Genomic DNA, 20,399 nt, shown 5'->3' with positions numbered 1-20,399 from the left:
GCCTGGAGCAAAAAAAAAGCCGGCACTTTGGCCGGCTTTCAATTTAGTGGGTATTTTGTTAATTTTCAAGGATTAGCATTTTTTCAGACACATTGCCATATGCACTGGAGATCACAAAATACATAAGACCCGTTGATGAAATATCAGTTTTTCGAATGTTCAGTTTATTATTTCCTTTGGTAGCATCCATCTGTTTTGAATAAATGAGTTTACCTGCCAAATTGTATACTTTAAATTCAACTTCACCTGCTTCCGGCATTTCAAATAATAATAATGCCTGATCTGCAAAAGGATTCGGTTGCAATTTGGCATACATCAAGGAAGTTGGTTGCACTATTTCTGCATTTAACCACTTCAAACTGATTGGAAACGCGGTTTCATGAATATACAGTTCGCTTTTGAATTCGTAATTTAAATTCAGATTTGCATTTACCATCGCCTTTGGATGATGTACCAGGACCGAAAACAATTTTTCTCCGGCATTCATCTGTTGAGGACTGTCAGTTGCCCAGCTCAATTTGAGTTTATCCTCTTCTAACAAATAATTTTCAGATGCAATTTCCAAAATTCCATTTTCAAATCCAAGTATTGTTGCTCCTGAATTGGTCTGGAGCCCCAACTGGATTCCGTCTAATGCAGCAGAATGACTGCTGTAGAAGTTCACTCTTGACGAATGGGCATCAATGCTTTCCATTTCAACAGAAATGATGTATTTCTCAAAGCCTCTGTTATTTGCATTTCCAAATTGAATTTCTGCACTTTGGTCGATATCACCTGTTTTGATTCCGGTAAAATCCAATTCATCAAGTACATCCGTCAGATCTGCACTTTCAAATTTATAACTTGCATCCCAGGGTTGATCCTGATTTGCAAATGGCTTAGTCCCATTTATAAATTTCCATACTGGTGTCTGATTTGGCCACTCGGTGATGACACCCAATATTGCTCTTCGGATATCCGAGATATCTTTTGCCGTCAAACTATTTGAATTATTGACATCTGCAGCAAGAATTTTATAAGGGGAATTCAAAGTTTTGACTCCCAGAATATGTCTTTGTATCAGAACGATATCAAGAGTGCTAACGCCATTGGTTAAATCATCGTTTTTGCTCGCTTTCAGGTGAAAGTCATTAATTTTCAAATCTTTAAATGTGTAAGTTCCTTGTAAATCTGAAATTTGACGATCCTGCTCTGTATTGTTTAGATTATCCATGAGAATTACATAAGTACCCGGAATGGCATCTTTGTTTTCTCTTTGAACTTTTCCGGATAAACTGAATCCCGGATTTGTACCCGGACATACATTATTATTGTCTTGTATGCGAATACTGGTTTCGCAATATTCCTGATTTCCATATTCGTCTGTAACATAAATCCTCACAATTTTTGTGATGACGCCTTGTCTTTCCAGACTATCGCAATTGTATGTGATGGAAGTATGCGTAGTATCTGCGCTGAAAGAATATTTCAAATTTTCAGGCCTTGTACAATTATCAAAACTTGCCAGGTTAAAATCTTTAGCCCAAACAGTTACTTCACCATTGGTATGCATCACCACCGTCACAACACCGTTAATACAATATGGTGTCGGTTTTTTACAATCTTTAATGGTAAATAGCTGATCGCATACGGAAGTGTTTCCGCACTGATCCCTTAAGTTCCATCTTATTTTATGTGTCCCTAATGGAAGGACCCCATTTGTAGATTGTCCGGAAAAATCTACACCAAAACTACCATCGTTATTTTCATCAATCTTGTAAGACCAAATTAAATTAGGGTCTTCTGTACAATCATCATGTCCAACACCAACCAATGAATAAGAACCCATACATCTTCTCGAATTATTATCGTAAAACGACAACGGATCACAAAATTCTTTTGGTTCACAAGATTCCAAAGTGGGCGGCTCAGAGCTTTTCACTGCAATAATTTGTGTGGTATCCCAAATTCCTGCGCCGGTAATCCGATCATACTGGCACCAGTCGATGACAACCCATTTTCTCAATATCTTATAACATGTACTGTCAAGTACTGCCAATTTCAAATCATCATAATTAGCTGCTACTTGTGCACAAGTTGTATTTCTAAAAATCGGATAACCTGTATGATCTGGATGCGTCATCACATTATTGCAGGTGTTTATCTCCACACTATTTGGCCAGATGATATCATTCCTTGTAAAGGGACTAGTATTGATTAAAGTAATTTTCTGATATTTAATAGTCACCAATCCTTGTCGATCGGTTGCTTCAAAAATTCTGTGTATAGACCCAGAGTTACACTGGATATTTTTCTCAACTCTTTCTGTGACTGTCACTTCACAGTTGTCATAGACCCAACCATCTATTCCTGCCACATAATTTTTACCAGCATAATAGCTATCGGGAATGATGATTGATTTGCGGTCAGCATCATTAGTCCTCAAATATCCAAAGATGCTTAAATCATCAAAATCTATTGGAAAATCACAGTGCACCGTTATATCAGTTGGCGGAATAATTACGGGTGGCTCTTTATCCTGGACGGTAACTTCAACCATACAGGTATTTTTATTTCTATAAAAGTCAGTGACTTCCATGGCGACCATTACTATTTCACCTACGTCTCTGCAACAAAAACTTACATATGGGCCAAAGTCATCTGTGCCGGAATAACAGGAATCTACCATTCTTCGAACCCGGAATGTATTAATTCCACAATTATCCAAAGATCCGTCATCAAATGTTTCTGCGAATACTTTGGCAGTACCATCTGCACCTAAACTAACAACTGTTTTTTGATCGCAAACAGGAATCGGAACGAGATCATCAACAACACCTACTTCAATTGTATCTTTCGTAATGTTTCCGCATGCATCTTCTACTATATAATTTATCCAAATCCGTCCCTCTGGAGCTCCCCTAAGAAAGAAACACTTCAGATTTTTATCGTATTCAATATATTGTTTACTAACAATAGGAGGCAATCCAGGAATTGGATTTTCGAGACTTGTAAAAACATCATAGGTCCAGCTATTGCAATCGATTACTGACAGAGGTGCTGGCAATTTACCTTCACTTCTGCAGCTATAAACTTGCATTCCCATTGTAATATCTTTCGGACTCTCTACTATTGGTGCTACATCGTCTATAACTTTTATGATCTGATTATAATCTAAAACCAAACCTGTACACCAGTCAAGGATCACCCAACGTCTCAATACCTTATAGGTATTTCCACAAACGGGTATTTTCAAATCCGAAAAACTTGCATTTAAAGTTGAGCAAGATTTTGGAACCGGCCATCCTGTAAAATCGGGATGCGGATTTCCATTGGGTAATTTTGGAAATAGGAGATTACAATTCAATGGCGGCAAATCGAAACCATCATAATCGTGAGGATATACAATGTCTAATACGGTTGGCTTAATAATGCAGATGGTATCATTGCAATAATTTACATTTCCGTAGGCATCTTCTGCTTTCCATGCTCTTACTATTTTACGCAAATATGCGCTATCGCAAGTATTGTTATATGTATAATCCGTAAATGATAAATACGCTTTTCCACATTTATCCCAACCATGAACTACAAAATGATTCGGATCTAAAGAATCAATCGTTACACTTATCCATGATGGGATTGGATAGCCGAGATGATATGGACTCAGGATAGCACCACAGCGAACCGTATCATTAGAACAAACTAATTGAGGAGGATATTTATCCTCCACCAGAAGTTTGCCCCAACAGGAATTTCCGGTGGCAATGTGCCAAACTTTATAATCATACCGTTTATTGATATCGGTATGATCAAATGAAAGATCTGTTTGTGCAGTGCCGTTGGCATTATAAACAATCATTGCATAATCTGCATTCACTCCGATCATATCTTCCAATACCATAGAAGGAGCTAACACAGCCAAACAATTGGTATCCAAGGAAACATGCACGAGATCATTGCATGCCATAGGCACCATTAATTCTTTAAATGTTCCTTTGGCGGCAAGCAGACTGTTTATATCTGTAAGGCCGGTGAGCAGGATCATCATCAGAAAACATTTCAAAATGTTTTTACATCGGTTCATGGATTCACTAATTTTAAGGTATTGAGTAAATGTGTGTTGTTTCAGCTTACATATAGGACTAGCAAATTATATACCAAAAAATTGTAATATGAAAAATCGGATCAAACTTTGGTGCCTCAATAGTATTATATAATATTGTTTATGAATATTTTATACATATATTAATATTATTATATTAAAAAAAAACTTATAAAATTTAATTTGAATATGAGTGCCTGAAAGGCTCCTGGAAAGTAAATACCAGCTTATGTGTGCCTACAATTAACTCTTCGGTTTTAATTACATTTCCTTTTATTCATTGCGACTTCGTGGCAAACAAAAAGAGAGCCACTAAGGCTCAAAGGCACAAAGGACCACTAAGAAGATTTAATTAGAATCTGCATTGAAGCTTTTAGCTCCAGGCTTTAAGCTTTATGCTTCCTAGCTACCCTTGATTTTTATGAATATAAGCTGCGATGAGGTCTACGCCTTTGTCAAAACTTTTATTGTTGTTGATGATGATGTCGATTTCATCCAAATAGGGTTCAATGTACTTTTCATAAGCAGGCGCAACATGATGTTGATAGCGATACAAAACGTCCTCCAAAGGATAATTCCGTTCCGTTTTATCTCTGGTAATTCTCCTGATAATTTTTAAATTATCCTTTGCATGAATCAAAACAGTCAAATCGAGCAGTTCTCGTGTGTCTTCATGATGAAGAATGAATAGGCCCTCCACCAAATAAACTGCTGCTGGTAACACAGTTACCGTCTTTGCTTCATGATGATCATTGTTAAAGGTATATTCAAGCCTGCTCACAACTTCATTTTTACGCAAATGCTGCATATCTCTCATAAAAGCTTCATGGTCAATAGCATCGGGTATATCAAAATTGATGACTCCCTTATCGTCACTTTGTTGCAAATGACGTGGTTTATAGTAATTGTCCTCGGAGATGAGTCCCAGCTGCTGTTCAGAAAATTGGGCTCTTAGAGCACGAATAAATGCCGTTTTACCCGCACCACTTCCTCCTGATATACCGATCAACATAATTTACTGAGCTGTGGAAAAGAAATCACTTATTTTTAAGCTTGTTTAATAACCAAAGGTATGAATATTATTGAAATAGCTCGGGGGCTGCTGGGGATCTCCATACTCTTATTGATTTGTTACTTGTTGAGTGTCAATAAAAAGCAAATTAAATGGAATATGGTTTATGGCGGTGTCATCTTTCAGATTGTCATTGCTTTTTTATTAATACAAGTGCCCTTTATCACACATCTATTCGAATACATTGTCAAATTCTTTTCGGTGATGATCAAGAGCAGCAGCTTATCAGCTACATTTCTTTTTGGTGATTTGGCAAAACCAGGTAGCCCTTATGGATTTGCATTCCTCATACTCCCTACGATTATATTTTTCTCAGCCCTTTCATCTGTACTCTATTATCTGGGCGTCTTACAAAAAATCGTCTTTGGTTTTGCCTGGCTCATGAATCGAACTTTCAAATTATCAGGCGCTGAAAGTCTTGCTGCTGCAATTAATGTCTTTGTTGGTCAGACGGAAGCTCCACTAGTTATTAAACCATATCTGCCTACGATGACCAAATCTGAAATGCTTTGCCTGATGACCGGTGGAATGGCTACCATTGCCGGAAGTGTCTTTGGTGCTTATATGGCCATGCTTGGTGGAAGTGACGATCAACAGATGTTGTATTTTGGCTTGCATTTATTAACAGCTTCCATTATTTCTGCTCCGGCTGCAATTATAGCAGCTAAAATCTTATATCCTGAAACAGAAGAAGTCAATCAAAATCTTGAAATTCCTAAATCACAAATGGGTGAAAATTTTCTGGATGCCTTATCTCATGGCACCACTGATGGTTTGAAACTCGCAGTAAATGTTGGTGCGATGCTGCTTGCGTTTATGGCTATGGTATATTTAGTAAATATCATTTTAACTCAAGTCGGTGAAATTACAGGTCTCAACCTTTGGTTATCAGAAGCTACATTGGGTAAATACAAGGAATTAAATTTACAATACATTATGGGGATACTCTTTTCACCCATTGCCTGGATCATAGGTGTAGATGGGCAATATATGATTCCCGTCGGACAATTATTAGGCGAAAAAACAATTTTGAATGAATTTGTAGCTTATTTATCGCTGGCTGATATGAAAAATGCGAATGTACTCGATGAAAAATCAATACTCATTGCAACCTATGCACTTTGTGGATTTTCAAACTTCGCTTCGATTGGAATTCAAATTGGAGGAATCGGAACCCTGGCCCCAAATCAAAGAGTAAACCTTACACAACTGGGTGTTAAATCGCTTATTGGCGGAACCATAGCATGTCTGATGATAGCTTGTGTAGCGAATATAGTCACAAATTTATTTTAAAATTTAAAACACTTAGTAAGATAGCCTGCATTCGGATGAGATGATCAAGCCATGCTTGATCAAAACATTAGTTTTGAAAAAATGTATATTTTTTAACAAATTAAATTGCAGATTTTATTATCTTTGAAATATCCATATAGCATATCACGACCCTTCTTTCAGGATAAATTGCTAATCATCTATGCTTGTATTAATTGTAATTTGCATTTCACTTCTATTGGCGTATGTCGTTGAAATAAGTTCGAGGACAACAAAAGTACCTTCAGTATTATTTTTGCTCGCACTTGGATATTGCCTGAATCAAATATGCCTAGGATTCAATATTCTAATGCCAAATATGGAAGCGATTCTACCTGGATTAGGCACTGTCGGATTGATTTTAATCGTTCTGGAAGGTTCTTTAGAATTAGAACTTAAAAAAGAAAAATTTCAATTCATTAAAAAATCGCTTGTTTCCGCAATCGTTCCCATGATTATTTCCATGGTGCTCATATCTGTAGTATTTGTTTATGCAACAAAAGAAGATTTGCTAAAATGTATATTAAATAGCATTCCACTTTGTGTGATCAGCAGTGCTATTGCAATTCCCGCATCAAAATTTTTAAACAAGCCGGACAAAGAATTTGTCATTTATGAGAGTAGCCTTTCCGATATTCTGGGAGTACTTTTCTTCAATTTCTTCCTCATTAATCAATGGCTTACTTTAAGAGTTTTAGCTGGTTTACGGCACAGATCATCGTTGTCATTGTGATTTCAGCTTTCGCTACCATCCTTATGGCCTACATGTTAAAAGAAATTCAACATAAAATTAAGTTTCTTCCAATCATCATACTTATTGTCCTCATCTATGCAGTCTCAAAGGAATTGTATCTCCCCGGATTGATATTTGTTTTAATATTAGGACTGTTTTTAGGCAACCTCGACGAAATCAAACATTTGAATTGGATTAAACAATTTCATCCTGAAATTCTCAATCGGGAAGTACATAAATTCAAAGATTTAATAACCGAATTTACATTTCTCATTCGTTCTATTTTTTTTCTAATGTTTGGTTTTCAAATTCAAACTCATGAATTGTTGAATATGAATTCTATGGTACTTGCATTCATTATCATTTTTATTATTTATGTAAGCAGATACTACTTTCTGACTTTGCTTAAAATATCTGTACAACCTTTATTTTATTTTGCCCCAAGAGGACTGATTTCAATTTTACTTTTCCTATCCATTCCAACATCCAACTTATTGCCTGTGCTAAATAAAGCATTAGTCACTCAAATAATAATAATAAGTTGCTTAATGATGATGTATGGAATGATGAGCTATAAACCACAAATAGAAATTCAATCATAGAAAAATTTATTCGTCATGATAACAGTCATTATTCCCGCTTTAAATGAGCAAAAAACTATCGAAAAAGTTATACACCTCAGTTTGAAATCTAAAAATGTTGACGAAGTTATTGTTGTTGATGATAAATCAATGGATTCGACTATTGATACCGCAAGAAAGACTGGAGCAAAAGTGGTAACAAGTACAAAATTGGGGAAAGGCCCCTCAATGTTTGAAGGAATGTTGGCAGCAAAAAATGAAATGATTGTTTTCCTGGATGCAGATATTGAGACCTACCAGGAGGATACGATACAATTACTTACAGACCCTATTAAAAATGATCAGGCAGATTTTGTCAAAGCGTATTTTACCAGGCAGGCAGGCAGGGTTACAGAATTGGTTGCCAAACCTCTGTTGAATATTCTTTATCCGGATTTTCCAGACCTCAAACAACCACTTAGTGGCATGGTGGCCGGTAAAAAATCCTTCTTCAAACAATGTATTTTTGAGGAAGGATATGGAGTAGACATTGGCCTGGTATTGGACATGTACTCTCTAAATGCGAGAGTTGTTGAAGTTAACATTGGACATATAGAAAACCGGATGCAATCTCTCGAACAACTTGGGAAAATGTCCAGAGAAGTCGCAAATACCATTATTAAAAAATCAAAAGATAAAAACATTCAAAACCTGGAAACCTTTGAATATATTCATGTAATCCGTGAACAAATGGATTTTGCAATCAGAGAAAGTCTGGGATCTCTTAAAAAGTTAGCCATTTTTGATATGGACAATACGATATTAAGGGAAAGTTTTATTCGACAGGCAGCAAAGAAATTTGGATTTCAAAAAGAATTAATCGAAGTAGTAACCAAATACGATAATCCATTCGCCAGGACCAAACATATCGCTAGATTGATGAAGGGGATCAGCGTGGATGAGATATGGAAGTTGGCAGAAGACATTCCGGTAACAAAAAATCTAAAGGAAATATTAATAAAACTGAAGGAAAAAGGATATATCACTGGTATTATCAGCGATAGTTATGATTGTGTCACCAATCACATCAAGAATATACATGGATTTGATTTTACATTGGCAAATGAACTTGAATTTTCTAAAAGCAGGGCAACCGGCGAAGTCAAGATACCCTCCTTCTTTCTTCACGATAACTCCAGTTTATGCAGTCATATGTATTGTAAACTCAATGCTATGGTTCATATTTTAGACAGATATAAAATAGAACTCAAAAACGCATTAGTAATTGGAGATGGTGAAAATGATATATGCATCATTAAGCATTCCGGGGTTGGTGTTTCCTTCTGTGCGACAATGCCTCTTGTTGAACAAGTTGCAGATTATATCATCAATGAACCCGATTTTAATTTATTATTTCCTATCCTCAAATAAGGATTTATCAAGATTCAATCAAACATTCCATCCGGTAATTGCATTTTTAGAAATTTTTGCTCCGCATTGAATTCAAGAATCCATTCTTCCCTTAATGGAAGGTAAAATAATTTTTCCTGAATAGTAACCAACAAGAGTATTTGAGAAGGAAATTCCTCTATTTCCATAATGACCCCAGATTTTGAAGATGTGGTATCATGAAATGCATAACCTACGATATCTTCCTCCATTTCCTTATGCACATCGCCCGTAGGTTCACCATGCCAGCGACTACCATCAATATAAAATGGGGTATTGCTGAGTTGCTTGGCAGATTCCGGAGACTTTATGTCTTTAAAACGAATCATGCCTTCCTCTAAATCACAATCTTCTTCTATAAAGAAGGGAACAGCATTCCCTTCTATCATAAAAAACAGAACTTTTTCAGCCTCAATAAACTCAAAATATTTATCCAAGGCTTCAAACGTCATTTCGCCTTTTAATCCATGGGTTTTAAATGTTTTCCCTGCTTCTATTAATTCTATCATTATTTAATTGGAGTACAGCAAACGCTGGGTGAGGATCATACCTTTTTGTGCACGTTTCGAAAATGGGATTGCTGTATCCGTGTTTTGCGTATCAAGCAACCATTGTTCTTTGTAAATTAAACCAATGCCCTTTGCGTATTTTGCGATCGAGTATCTTTTTTGGATAATGTTTTCGTCATCCACTTCGGTCACTTGACAGGTATTTGAATAAACGCGGCCCAAAATTGTATCGGATTTGTTTATATAATCGTAAATGTAATACCAATTTTCAAAGGGTTCTAAAGACTCTCCACCAATAAGAATCGTAGTGCGGGGATGAATATAAACATTACCATTCCAGGAGGTGCCCCTTTGAGCCGGAAATACCAACCTAACAAATGTTAGTCCGTTTTCTCTTTTGTTTAAAGCTAAAGAATTTGCTTCGACATAAAAATTGCCCGACAAATCCCAACCCTGACTGCTATCTCGCGAATGATATACATCTAGCCGGTAAATGAGTTGATTCGTTGCATCCCGGAAACTATCTCTTACCTCCTCACGGATAAAAGACCTAGAAGTATCGACTACCACTGTTGATTTTAAGGAATATAAAATGGAATCTGTTTGGTACATCCAGTATTTACCGATGGCAATGGGATAATAATCGTACCCAAAAATAGAAGGATCCAGAACCTCCGGGTCTTCAGACTGGCAACTTTGGCATATCAGCAAAATGGCCCCAAGCAAGCTCCAGATTAGGCTTTGAAATTTATTTACAATTACATACATATTAGTTTTATTTTATATATGTATAACAAAGATCGAAAAAATATTCGAAATCCCAGGGGTTTTTAAAATAAACCGGGAATGTTTTGACGAATGATGCCTCCACAAACCACATCATCGCCTTCATAAACCACAGCCGACTGCCCGGGAGCTATGGATTTAACGGGACCAATAAATTCAACTTTAATAGCTTCTGAAAGAGCATGAACAAAAGATGCCTGGCCCGGATCTTTATATCTGATCTTAGTTGTAAATTCTGTGGAATCATCGACGCTACTATATTTTTGCCAGTTGGGTTTTCCGACTTCCATAAAACTCGAACTCATTTCCTGGTCATCAGCCAGAACAACTACATTGGTCTCAGGTTTAATTTCTGCAACAAACATAGGCTTTCCAAATGCCATGCCGAGACCTTTGCGTTGGCCGATAGTAAAAAAAGGATATCCATCATGTTCTCCTAAAATATTTCCCTCTTTATCGACAAACATTCCTCTATTGAGTTGATCCAATTTTTCAGGAGCTCTTCTTTTTAAAAATGAACGATAGTCGTTGTCGGGAATAAAGCAAATTTCATAACTCTCCGATTTTTTGGAAAGATCTGCATAACCCCGGTCAAAAGCTATTTTGCGAACATCTGGTTTAATCAAATCTGCCAACGGGAACATCGTTTTCTGGAGACAGTCCTGCGTTAGGCCCCAAAGAACATAGGATTGATCTTTATTCAGATCGACTGCTTTTGAAATATAAAATCGCCCATCCGATTGATTGATTTTGGCATAATGTCCGGTTGCGATTTTTTCGCAATCCAGCGCTTTAGCCCGCCGGTATAGCGCATCCCATTTGATATGTGTATTACACATGATGCAAGGATTCGGAGTTCTGCCAGCAAGGTATTCATCTACAAAATTATCGATCACCGACTCACCAAATTCTTCTCTTAAATCCAAAATAAAATGCGGAAAACCCAGATCTACTGCTACTCTTCTCGCATCCTGCAAAGAATCTAAAGAGCAACAGCCGGTTTCTTTTTTAGAGCCTCCTGAAGAGGCATAATCCCAGGTCTTCATGGTCACGCCAATCACTTCGTATCCCTGCTCATGCAACAGCAAAGCAGCAACTGTGCTGTCTATGCCACCACTCATTGCGACCAGGATTTTTCCGTGTTTACTCATTAAATTATTAAATATTAACGATATATATATTTTATTTATTTTAATATAAATTGCTACCTGACAATTTTAATACTGGAGTTATAAGTTTTTGCAGAGGTATTGTATATTTGCCATCCCAAAAAATATTCAAGCCATAAAGATGGTTTAATTAACATTGAGGGGTGCTAAAAGTTGTTCAGCTGTATTTATTCATATGGCAAATTTACTTTAAACTTTGCTGAAATAATGAGCTCTTGCTCCTTTTAAGACCACTTCAATTCAACTATAACAGATTGTTTTTAAAAAATTGCGGGAGTAGCTCAGTTGGTAGAGCACAACCTTGCCAAGGTTGGGGTCGCGAGTTCGAGTCTCGTCTCCCGCTCAATTCAAGAGTCAAGGGTTAAGGGTCAAGAGTCAATTTCTGACTCAATAATTCTGATTCTTCTTTTATTTAGAACACTCTCACACCAAATATTCATGTTTAATGAAGAACTGCGTCATCGTTCTTTTAAATTAACGATAGATGTTATTCTGTTTTTAAGGCAAATCCCGGATAATCAAGAGCATAAGATTATCAAAGGACAATTGATCAGGTCCGTGAGTTCTATGGCAGCAAATTTCAGAGCTTCGTGCACCAGCCGATCAAAAAATGAATGGTATTCTAAGATGTGCATAGTAGTTGAAGAAACAGATGAAACGCTATTTTGGATTGAAATCCTTGAAAATCTTATTATCCAACATAAAGATGAATTGGAAAAATTAAAGGAGGAAGCTCAGGAATTGGTTAAAATATTTTCAAAGGTGAGGGGAAAAGTAAAATCCTGACACCTATCTTTGAAAGTGATTCGTTAATAGCTAGCAGTTGATACTCTAAATTGACTATTGACTCCTAACTATTAACTCTTGCTCCCCTGCCCAGGTGGTGGAATTGGTAGACACGCAGGACTTAAAATCCTGTGGCCAGTGATGGCCGTGCGGGTTCAAGTCCCGCCCCGGGTACTAGGTTCAGAGAAATCTGGACCTTTTTTATTTTAGTCGGGTCGAACATAGGTCGAACAAATTAGTATTTTTCTTTATTCCACTTATTTTATTTCCCTTATTTTTGTTTAAATGGAAGGACTTTCACTCAAAGCCGCTGCTAATATGAAGCTATTAATTTTATTAAAATGAGGCGAAATTTAGTTTTTGTAAAATTGTTTTTTTTCTCAGTTCTTACTTCAATGTCAGCTGAAAAAATAACACAAAGAGAAATATCCACCACAATTTCCATTGGTAAAAATGGTCCTGAAGCAATTGTAGAAATTGATCGCGTATTTGACCCTGAAGGGCGACAATACTTTATGTCTTTTGGTTATTCAAAAGATTCTCTCATTAAAACAAAAAAACTTGATTGTAATAACATTGGCAAAACTATGCTCAAATGCTACTACAACAATAGCGGGAATAGGGATAGCACTTATTTGCTTGTAATTTTACAAGATAATAAAGGGCTCTGTAGCCAAAAACAAAATACAGATACATTTTCAATCTTTGGATCAATAAAAACTCAGAATGGTAGAACCGTTGAAGCGGAAGTCGAATTAGTAAAGTATGATATCTCTCAAAAGAGATCAAAGGCACTTTCAAATGATAGTGGGTATATATTCAATGTTATGGAACAAGAATTTTATGGCTTACAAGTAAAAAATACTGACACAGATTTCTCTAGAGGTCTCAGTGGTGCTGACATATTAAGAATTCAAAGACACATCTTAAGTATTGATAGATTTGTTTCTTCGTATCAATATTTAGCAGCAGATGTTAATTGGGATAAAAAAATCAATTCCGCAGACATTAAACTTCTGAGGGATATGATCCTAGGGAGAATCTCTCGGTGGCCAAATTTTCTTTCTGCATGGATTTTCATTCCTAATGAATGGAAATTTACAAATAATACTGTCCCTTGGAACAGTATGCCTGGTGTGTGGCAAAACATCGCCCTGCAAGGTTCAATCCAAAAAGATTACCTTGCTATAAAAAGAGGGGATGTGAATGACTCAAATCATGGCAATCTTTGGGATAATGAGATTCAATCAAGGGGTTCATATTCTGAAGAATTAGCATTAGAGGAAGAGGTAATAAGAAATGATCTTTTGATTGAAGAGATGGAAAAAAGGACTATTTTAATTAATTTAATTGAAATAAATTCTATTAAATCTTCTGTTTTTGGTACAAAAACAATCACAGTTAAGAAATAAGAAATTAATGGAAGTTATTTGTCTTGAGGATGAGGCCTTTTATGCTTTAATTGATAGGGTCGTGTCCCGAATTAAGGACAAAGAGGGCATCAAAGAAGATAGATGGATTTCCACTAAAGAAGCCATGATTAAACTTAGAATTAAGAGTAAAACAACACTTCAGAAACTGAGAGATGAAAACAAGATCCGGTTCTCCCAGCCAGAAAGAAAAATTATTCTTTACGATACCGATTCAATCAATGAATATTTAGAAAAACATTCAAAAGAAACTTTCTGATGGAATTGAACGAGGAACAATTTATAGCAGGATTTAATAGTGGTTATCTCTTAGCTCAATACGATCAGGAAGTGCTTACCTCATTGCTAACCCAGATAAGTCCAGTAAATTCATATATCTCCGGAATGACTTATGGTAAAAAGGAGTATGAATTAACGCTTCAAACTAATCAATTAGACGATTTGAGGAAGATTAGAAGTAAGGGAAAAGATAGTCGAGAATCCGAATTGGATTAGTATTTTAAAGTTTAAAAGTACTATAAATTGCAAGTGCAACAGCAACAGTTGAGATAAATGAAGATAAATTAAATCCGTTCAATTAATAGCTGTTGTTGGTGCGCAGTTTAGTGGACATAAATTGGAAAATTCCAAAATATTCGCACTCATCATATCATCTCCATTTTCATCGATACCAATTATTACCAATCTACGATTTGAGTCATAAAATCCATTGAAAATCCGAATGCCGACACAGCCCTCTTGCTCTAGGATATCCTTGACTTTATTAGAACCAAAGCTATTTGCTTTGGGATTAGAAACACTCGCGGGACCAAAATTGCTGACCCAATCTGAGACCAAATCTTCAGCTTCTGATAATGAAATGCGTGAACAGGTTTCTGGACTAAATGACTCTGGCGTAAGCTTGAAATTTAATGGGTTAGATAATAATTTAAAAATCTTGGTAAAGATGGCTTCTATTTCGATTCTATCGCTAAAATACGTTTGCTTTTAAGCAATATTCATAAAAAATGGTACATGTTGCAATTCAGATGAAACATAGTGCAGTTTATTATTCATTTCGTACCACCTCCTAAAAACAGTATAAAGTGCAGTCAGATTTGGTATATGTTGCAATTTATTTTGCAATATGTTTGCATAACATTTTGCTATATCAAGTTGATGTAATAAGTGTTTAGCTTACAAAATTATATGTCCTTATACAATGTAGGAGTCAGGATTGATTCGAATTAAAGTATATTTAAACCTTTGTTAAACGAGAAACTTAGATTCGAGCTGATTATTTAACAAAATCCACATATCTTTATGAAAAACTTAGTGTTTTTAATTTCAGTTTTTATTTTACTTTCCTGTAATCAGGAAGGTTATCTAACCGATTCTAAGCTTATGCAAACAACCAGAAAAATGCAAAAGCTCTATAATCTAAATCCAACAGTCGATGGTTTGATGCCAACAGGTGAAGACCCCTATGATTGCTCGGATAATGAAGGCACTTGTGAAACAGGTTGCCCTTCATATTCATGCACAAGACAAGTTTTAGATCCTTGTGATTTTGATGATATGGGAGATTATGCACAAGCTGTAGTTTGTATGCTTAATAAACATGCAAATCCACCATGCGGAACGATGCCAGGAGTGCCTCTCGGCTGCGAAGATCTTGTCACTATTTGTTATAAAAATCTTTTTACTCCTCCAGACCTAATTGAATATTTGGATATGGGTTATATTAATTCTTGGAGATATTGTGCGTATGCTGATTGTGATGAATATCTTTGTCCATCCTTTTTAGGAGATATTATCCATCATTTATATCTGGACACGACTGCTCAAAACATTTTAATAGATTATGCTTGGGATTTGGCTGACAGGAAGAAACCAGATGAATGTGTATTTGGGGACGCGATTCCTTATCAAATAAGATTCATGTTTTGTTATGATATAACTACTAGTCCACCAGGTCCCACCCAATGCTGGGAGGGCAGTAGTTCATTTTGTACCAATATGAGTATTAAATTACAAGTTGACTATATGTGTTGTGAACCAAATTAAATCACATGATTACTCGTTTTGGAATAATAACTTTAATTATATTTTGTAGCGAATTAATTTTTTGCCAATCTCATTGGCAAAAAATTAATTCCGAACAGTTTCAAAAATGTGAGGACATTGCAATATCGAATGATGGTGAGATATATGTCGCCCTTCGTTATAAAAATATAATACTTGAATCAAAGGATCAGGGCAATTCTTGGCTAAACATAGTCAACGATACATTTACATATAATCCCCTTCATTATACAAAAGAATTGTATATTGATGACAAGAATAGACTAGTACAGTTTTTTAATGATGGTGGATTATTTTTTGGCAGGTTTTATGAAGAAAATGAAGGTTTTAAGTTATTAGATAGTGTAATCCAACTTCAACTTTTGTATAATACAATTAAATATGATGAAAATGGTATTTCATATACATTCCAAGGCAATCGTATAATAAGATATAATAGAAATTGGTCTGAAGTTAAAGATATTATTGTTCTTCCGGATAAAATTGAGGCCATATTCCCATATACGGAAGATATTAATTATGCACTATGTTACGCCAATAATGAGTACATTATTTATAAATTTAACACCACTAATTTAAGCTATGTCAAAGTTAATACACTCTTAATCATAAGCAGCGTAAAGAATTTTTATATCTCAAAACAAGGACATGTATTTGTAGGTAATGGGAATGGTCTGTTTATCTCTAACAATCCTGCAGGAATACCGAAAAGAATTCAAATTGATCCTAAATATAGCATTTCTGATCCCGTTAGAAATTTGGTACTGACTAAAAGGAATCAAGTAATAGTCAGAACAGATAATAGTTGTTTTATTACTTATGATGAGGGGCAATCATGGACTGAAATCAGTGACTTTAATATTAACTTCCCTTCCAAATTCTCCAAAATCGAAGCTTTAGATTCTTCTTTAGCAATAGCTATGGTTAATGAAGACAATTGTGGCCACATTGGCATGAGAATATTTAGATCAGGAAAATCTGGATGGACTGAATTGAAACTTGATTATTCCCTTTGGAATTTTTCAAATGTATTTAAGAATGCTGGTGAAAGGCTATTCGCTAAACCAGATTATTGTTCTTTCTTATATTCAGAAAATGAAGGTGCAACATGGGACAATCTAATGCATGATGGAGCCGAATTAAATAAAGTTTTTCCACTCCATAATAAAGAATTAGTTGGCATAGATATTAATAGCAATATCCTAATTTCAAATGATAATGGCAATAAATTTCAAGTAATAAATTTTTCTGCGCCAGAAATTCATTATATTGGTAATCTTCTAAATAAAAATCATTTTTCATTACTGTTTTTTGGAATGAAGGATGTCGCAGGTGATTTTATTGATACAGTAATTACGTACAAGTATGAGAATAATAACTGGGCACTCCTCGGAGGAGGTAATCTGCCAAATCCGCAAGTTTTAAGATATTATTTATCACCAACGAATAAATTGTATGCTTATTCGTATACAACTCAAGATGTATACGTAAGCGCTAATGAGGGAATAAGCTGGAGCATAGATACAACATTTAAGGATTTCAAAAGGATTGTGGATTTAAGAATAGAAAATAATGGCACTATATTAGTTAGTGGCGAAAAATACAATAGGGAAACCAATCTATTTGAATCAGATGGAGGTTCTGATTTTATTCCTACTTCCTCTTATTTTGAAAATAAATTTATAGGAATTTATGATAAATATTATCCAAAAATAATTGCCATTAATAATATTGGAGGTATAAGCATTTCAAATGACGGTGGGCATATTTGGAACGATTTTAACAGTGGATTACCGATTTTTGGTAAAGAATTTGTCATCTATAATTCATTGTTTTGGGATTCGGAGGATTATATTTTTGTTTCAATAGCTTATGATGGATTGTATAAAAGCGTTGACAAAATAACAAAAGTAAACGAATTGATAAAATCAAATTGGCACTCCGTATTTCCAAATCCATTTAATGATCACTTGTCCGTGGAGCTAGACACACAGATTAATGCGAAAGGGGCTGTCTTAAATATATACACTCTTAGTGGCATTGCAGTTCAAAGATATAGTTTAGCCAGTAGCAAAAATAAAATTAAACTTGAAAGCAATTTAAATCCTGGATATTATCTATATAATATACGCTTACCGGATGGCAAATTACTTAGTGGAAAACTTGTAAAAATTTAGGACAGTTGATTTATTATGATTGAATTCCTGATTATCGATAATGTAATCGCACTAAACGGCCTACTCGGCTTACCATCAATCATGAGCTTTAAATAAATCTTGTAGTTTGGTAGGTTTATAAAATCCTCCACATCAAATTCAGGATACATTTCTTTAGACATCAACATAGCATCTTCCGTGCCTATTCTAAAGGAAATTATAGTTCCTACATTTCCAAGTACAGCACTTTTAATATCTGGATCAAGCTGAGCCATATACTGATGAGCCATTGTCATTCCAACTTTAAACTTACGAAGCTCGGAAAACATACCAATTAGAGATAAGGTAGTGAAGTTATGAAATTCATCCACATAGACCATAAATGGAACTCTCTTGTCTTCTTCGGTATCAACTCTGCTGAAAGCAGCAGAAGCAATTGACGTAATAAATAATGCACCAAGTATATGAGAGACATCCGCTCCTACATGTCCTTTGGAGAGATTGACCAAAACAATTTTCTTTTCATCCATAGCTTTCCTTAATGACACTTCTTCTGGATTAACAATTAATACACGCTTGATTACAGGATGCACTAACATTCCTCCAATTTTATTCAATACTGGTAATAGGTCGTATTTGTGATATTCATTGAATTCACGTTTCCAGAATTTCTTTACACTATCACTTTTGACATGCATTAAGGCTTCTTTCCTAAAATCTTTGTTCAATAAAATTTCAACTATGTCAGCAATAGTGGCTTTGGGTTGATCGAGAAGTGTTAGAATTGCATATCTAAGGATATGCTCCAACTTAACCCCCCAGGCACTATCCCAGAGTTTAGAAAATACATCAAGAATTCCGGAAGCGACCAAAGAACGCTTTTCTGGCGACACTTTTCTGAACGGGTTATATTTCAACTTTAAACTAGCATCAGGTATATTAAAATAAATTAAATCATCTTTCCGGTTTTCCGGAATGGCTTTTACTACTTTCTCTACCAGATCTCCATGAGGGTCAAGTAAACAGCATCCTCTTCCAGCTTGAATATCCTGAGTAATCATTGTCTCAATTAGTGTGGATTTGCCGGTTCCTGTTTTTCCAATCATATAGGTATGCATCAATCGGTCAGCTTGCTTAATACCGAAATTTTTTTGCTGATTCCGGTAAGATGTTTGGCCAATGTAGGTGATTTCATTATTTAAAGTTTCTTGCATCCATAAATCATAGTCATTTTATCACTTAGATTAAAGACAGTATTTTATGTCAATTCATCAATTTGTACTGTCTTCATTTCCACAATGGATTCATTACACTGTATTGCAAGGAACCATGAATAAAATATCCAATAAAAAAATAGTAGAAGCAAGTGTTTCTCAACTAGAAAAACTCTTTAATGAGTATATAAACGAGTGCCAATTTTCTATGTGCTTGCGCTCAGAAACGATCCGAGGATACAAAGCAGTGTTTAGCCTATTCTCAAAAGTAATGCCGGAGGTTTCAACTACGGGCGAACTAAACACAGAAATGTTGAACTTGTTTTTCAAACGTATCAAAACCCGTTCAAGGATTGTAGGTAAAAATACTATTAAAACCGGAGTAAAAAGCTCAACTATAAAAACACAATACAGTAAACTTATTGTTTTCTTTAAATGGTTATGTCAAAAAGGATATTTGGAACAGAACCCTTTGAAGAATATTAAGGCGCCTCAAGTAAACTATGATGATTTCCGAAGATTGGAGGATGAGCAAATCAATAAAATATATTCTGCAATTACTCGATGCTCTAACAATACATTGCTTCTTCGACGAGATACTGTCATGGTCAGCATTCTTTTGTTTTGCGGGATAAGAAAAGGCGAATTTGTTTCTCTTCATGTTAAGGATGTTGATATTGAAAAGAAAGAAATCACGATAAAAGGCGAAACTTCTAAATCAAAGAGAACACGAGTTTTAAAAATTCATCCAACACTTATGCTTCATATAAAAGATTACTTAAAAGAAAGGAAGAATTTAAAAACAGAATGGCTCATTGTTTCTAGTAGAGGAGATAGAGGTTTAACAAGAGAAGGATTAAAGCATTGGGTTCAAAGTATTATAGACAAATCCGTAAAGTTTCATCTTCATGAGTTTCGCCACACTTTCGCTTGTAAACTTGCAGAATCAGATGTCAACATCTTTAAAATACAAAGAATGATGGGACATCAAAATATTTCCATGACAATGAAATATGCACGTTCTTTGAAAACAGAAGCAATGGAAGATGATATTGGTAAAATATCCTTTTAAACTT

The 20,399-nt window shown here is 35.3% G+C and carries 17 protein-coding genes and 2 tRNA genes; 13 read left to right on the top strand and 6 right to left on the bottom strand.

All coding sequences use genetic code 11. The features are described 5' to 3' along the window. Window positions 1-58: 58 nt before the first annotated feature. Complete coding sequence (locus tag IPM92_03120) at window positions 59-4,066, bottom strand: hypothetical protein (protein ID MBK9107382.1); 4,008 nt, start codon at window positions 4,064-4,066, stop codon at window positions 59-61. A gap of 424 nt (window positions 4,067-4,490) precedes the next feature. Next, the gene (locus IPM92_03115; protein ID MBK9107381.1) at window positions 4,491-5,096 is read right to left on the bottom strand and encodes a uridine kinase; all 606 of its coding nucleotides are present in this window, start codon (window positions 5,094-5,096) and stop codon (window positions 4,491-4,493) included. Window positions 5,097-5,156: 60 nt separating this feature from the next. On the opposite strand from IPM92_03115, the gene IPM92_03110 reads away from it, so the two are divergent. From IPM92_03110 to IPM92_03095, 4 genes are all read left to right on the top strand, one after another. Further along, window positions 5,157-6,449 (top strand): Na+ dependent nucleoside transporter, encoded by a 1,293-nt coding sequence (locus IPM92_03110; GenBank protein ID MBK9107380.1) that lies wholly within the window; start codon window positions 5,157-5,159, stop codon window positions 6,447-6,449. Window positions 6,450-6,630: 181 nt separating this feature from the next. After that, window positions 6,631-7,200: a cation:proton antiporter gene (locus tag IPM92_03105; protein ID MBK9107379.1), complete on the top strand. Its 570-nt coding sequence runs from the start codon at window positions 6,631-6,633 to the stop codon at window positions 7,198-7,200. Continuing rightward, the gene (locus tag IPM92_03100; protein ID MBK9107378.1) at window positions 7,143-7,802 is read left to right on the top strand and encodes a hypothetical protein; all 660 of its coding nucleotides are present in this window, start codon (window positions 7,143-7,145) and stop codon (window positions 7,800-7,802) included. Before IPM92_03105 ends, IPM92_03100 begins: the two co-directional genes overlap by 58 nt. A 15-nt stretch (window positions 7,803-7,817) precedes the next feature. Beyond that, the gene (locus IPM92_03095; protein MBK9107377.1) at window positions 7,818-9,191 is read left to right on the top strand and encodes an HAD-IB family phosphatase; all 1,374 of its coding nucleotides are present in this window, start codon (window positions 7,818-7,820) and stop codon (window positions 9,189-9,191) included. Window positions 9,192-9,205: 14 nt separating this feature from the next. Here IPM92_03095 and IPM92_03090 read toward each other — a convergent pair whose 3' ends face one another. From IPM92_03090 to mnmA, 3 genes are all read right to left on the bottom strand, one after another. Then, window positions 9,206-9,718: a hypothetical protein gene (locus IPM92_03090; GenBank protein ID MBK9107376.1), complete on the bottom strand. Its 513-nt coding sequence runs from the start codon at window positions 9,716-9,718 to the stop codon at window positions 9,206-9,208. A gap of 3 nt (window positions 9,719-9,721) precedes the next feature. Continuing rightward, entirely contained in the window at window positions 9,722-10,486 is a 765-nt protein-coding gene (locus IPM92_03085) for a hypothetical protein (GenBank protein MBK9107375.1), read from the bottom strand. A gap of 62 nt (window positions 10,487-10,548) precedes the next feature. After that, on the bottom strand, window positions 10,549-11,655 hold the full coding sequence (gene mnmA, locus IPM92_03080) for a tRNA 2-thiouridine(34) synthase MnmA (GenBank protein ID MBK9107374.1): 1,107 nt from the start codon (window positions 11,653-11,655) through the stop codon (window positions 10,549-10,551). Window positions 11,656-11,943: 288 nt separating this feature from the next. On the opposite strand from mnmA, the gene IPM92_03075 reads away from it, so the two are divergent. The 8 genes from IPM92_03075 (at window position 11,944) to IPM92_03040 (ending at window position 18,130) form a co-directional block, all read left to right on the top strand. Then, window positions 11,944-12,016 (top strand) — tRNA-Gly (locus IPM92_03075). Between the two features lie 95 nt (window positions 12,017-12,111). Then, a complete protein-coding gene (locus IPM92_03070; protein ID MBK9107373.1) occupies window positions 12,112-12,459 on the top strand; it encodes a four helix bundle protein in 348 nt (115 codons plus the stop codon). An 88-nt stretch (window positions 12,460-12,547) separates the two neighbouring features. Then, window positions 12,548-12,633 (top strand) — tRNA-Leu (locus IPM92_03065). 167 nt (window positions 12,634-12,800) lie between these two features. Further along, entirely contained in the window at window positions 12,801-13,871 is a 1,071-nt protein-coding gene (locus IPM92_03060) for a hypothetical protein (GenBank protein MBK9107372.1), read from the top strand. Between the two features lie 7 nt (window positions 13,872-13,878). Next, entirely contained in the window at window positions 13,879-14,148 is a 270-nt protein-coding gene (locus IPM92_03055; GenBank protein ID MBK9107371.1) for a helix-turn-helix domain-containing protein, read from the top strand. Next, window positions 14,148-14,384 (top strand): hypothetical protein, encoded by a 237-nt coding sequence (locus IPM92_03050; protein ID MBK9107370.1) that lies wholly within the window; start codon window positions 14,148-14,150, stop codon window positions 14,382-14,384. Before IPM92_03055 ends, IPM92_03050 begins: the two co-directional genes overlap by 1 nt. An 888-nt stretch (window positions 14,385-15,272) precedes the next feature. After that, complete coding sequence (locus tag IPM92_03045; protein ID MBK9107369.1) at window positions 15,273-15,935, top strand: hypothetical protein; 663 nt, start codon at window positions 15,273-15,275, stop codon at window positions 15,933-15,935. Window positions 15,936-15,940: 5 nt separating this feature from the next. Further along, window positions 15,941-18,130: a hypothetical protein gene (locus IPM92_03040; protein MBK9107368.1), complete on the top strand. Its 2,190-nt coding sequence runs from the start codon at window positions 15,941-15,943 to the stop codon at window positions 18,128-18,130. Here IPM92_03040 and IPM92_03035 read toward each other — a convergent pair. Continuing rightward, window positions 18,127-19,323 (bottom strand): type IV secretion system DNA-binding domain-containing protein, encoded by a 1,197-nt coding sequence (locus IPM92_03035; protein ID MBK9107367.1) that lies wholly within the window; start codon window positions 19,321-19,323, stop codon window positions 18,127-18,129. The two genes, IPM92_03040 and IPM92_03035, sit on opposite strands and share 4 nt — an antisense overlap. Window positions 19,324-19,369: 46 nt before the next feature. On the opposite strand from IPM92_03035, the gene IPM92_03030 reads away from it, so the two are divergent. Next, window positions 19,370-20,395 (top strand): site-specific integrase, encoded by a 1,026-nt coding sequence (locus IPM92_03030; GenBank protein ID MBK9107366.1) that lies wholly within the window; start codon window positions 19,370-19,372, stop codon window positions 20,393-20,395. The last annotated feature ends 4 nt before the right edge of the window (window positions 20,396-20,399 follow it).

It is taken from the genome of Saprospiraceae bacterium, from assembly GCA_016719615.1.
Lineage (GTDB): Bacteria > Bacteroidota > Bacteroidia > Chitinophagales > Saprospiraceae > Vicinibacter.
The sequence above is the reverse complement of the archived record's forward strand: the minus strand, read 5'-3'. Positions and strand labels throughout refer to the sequence as shown.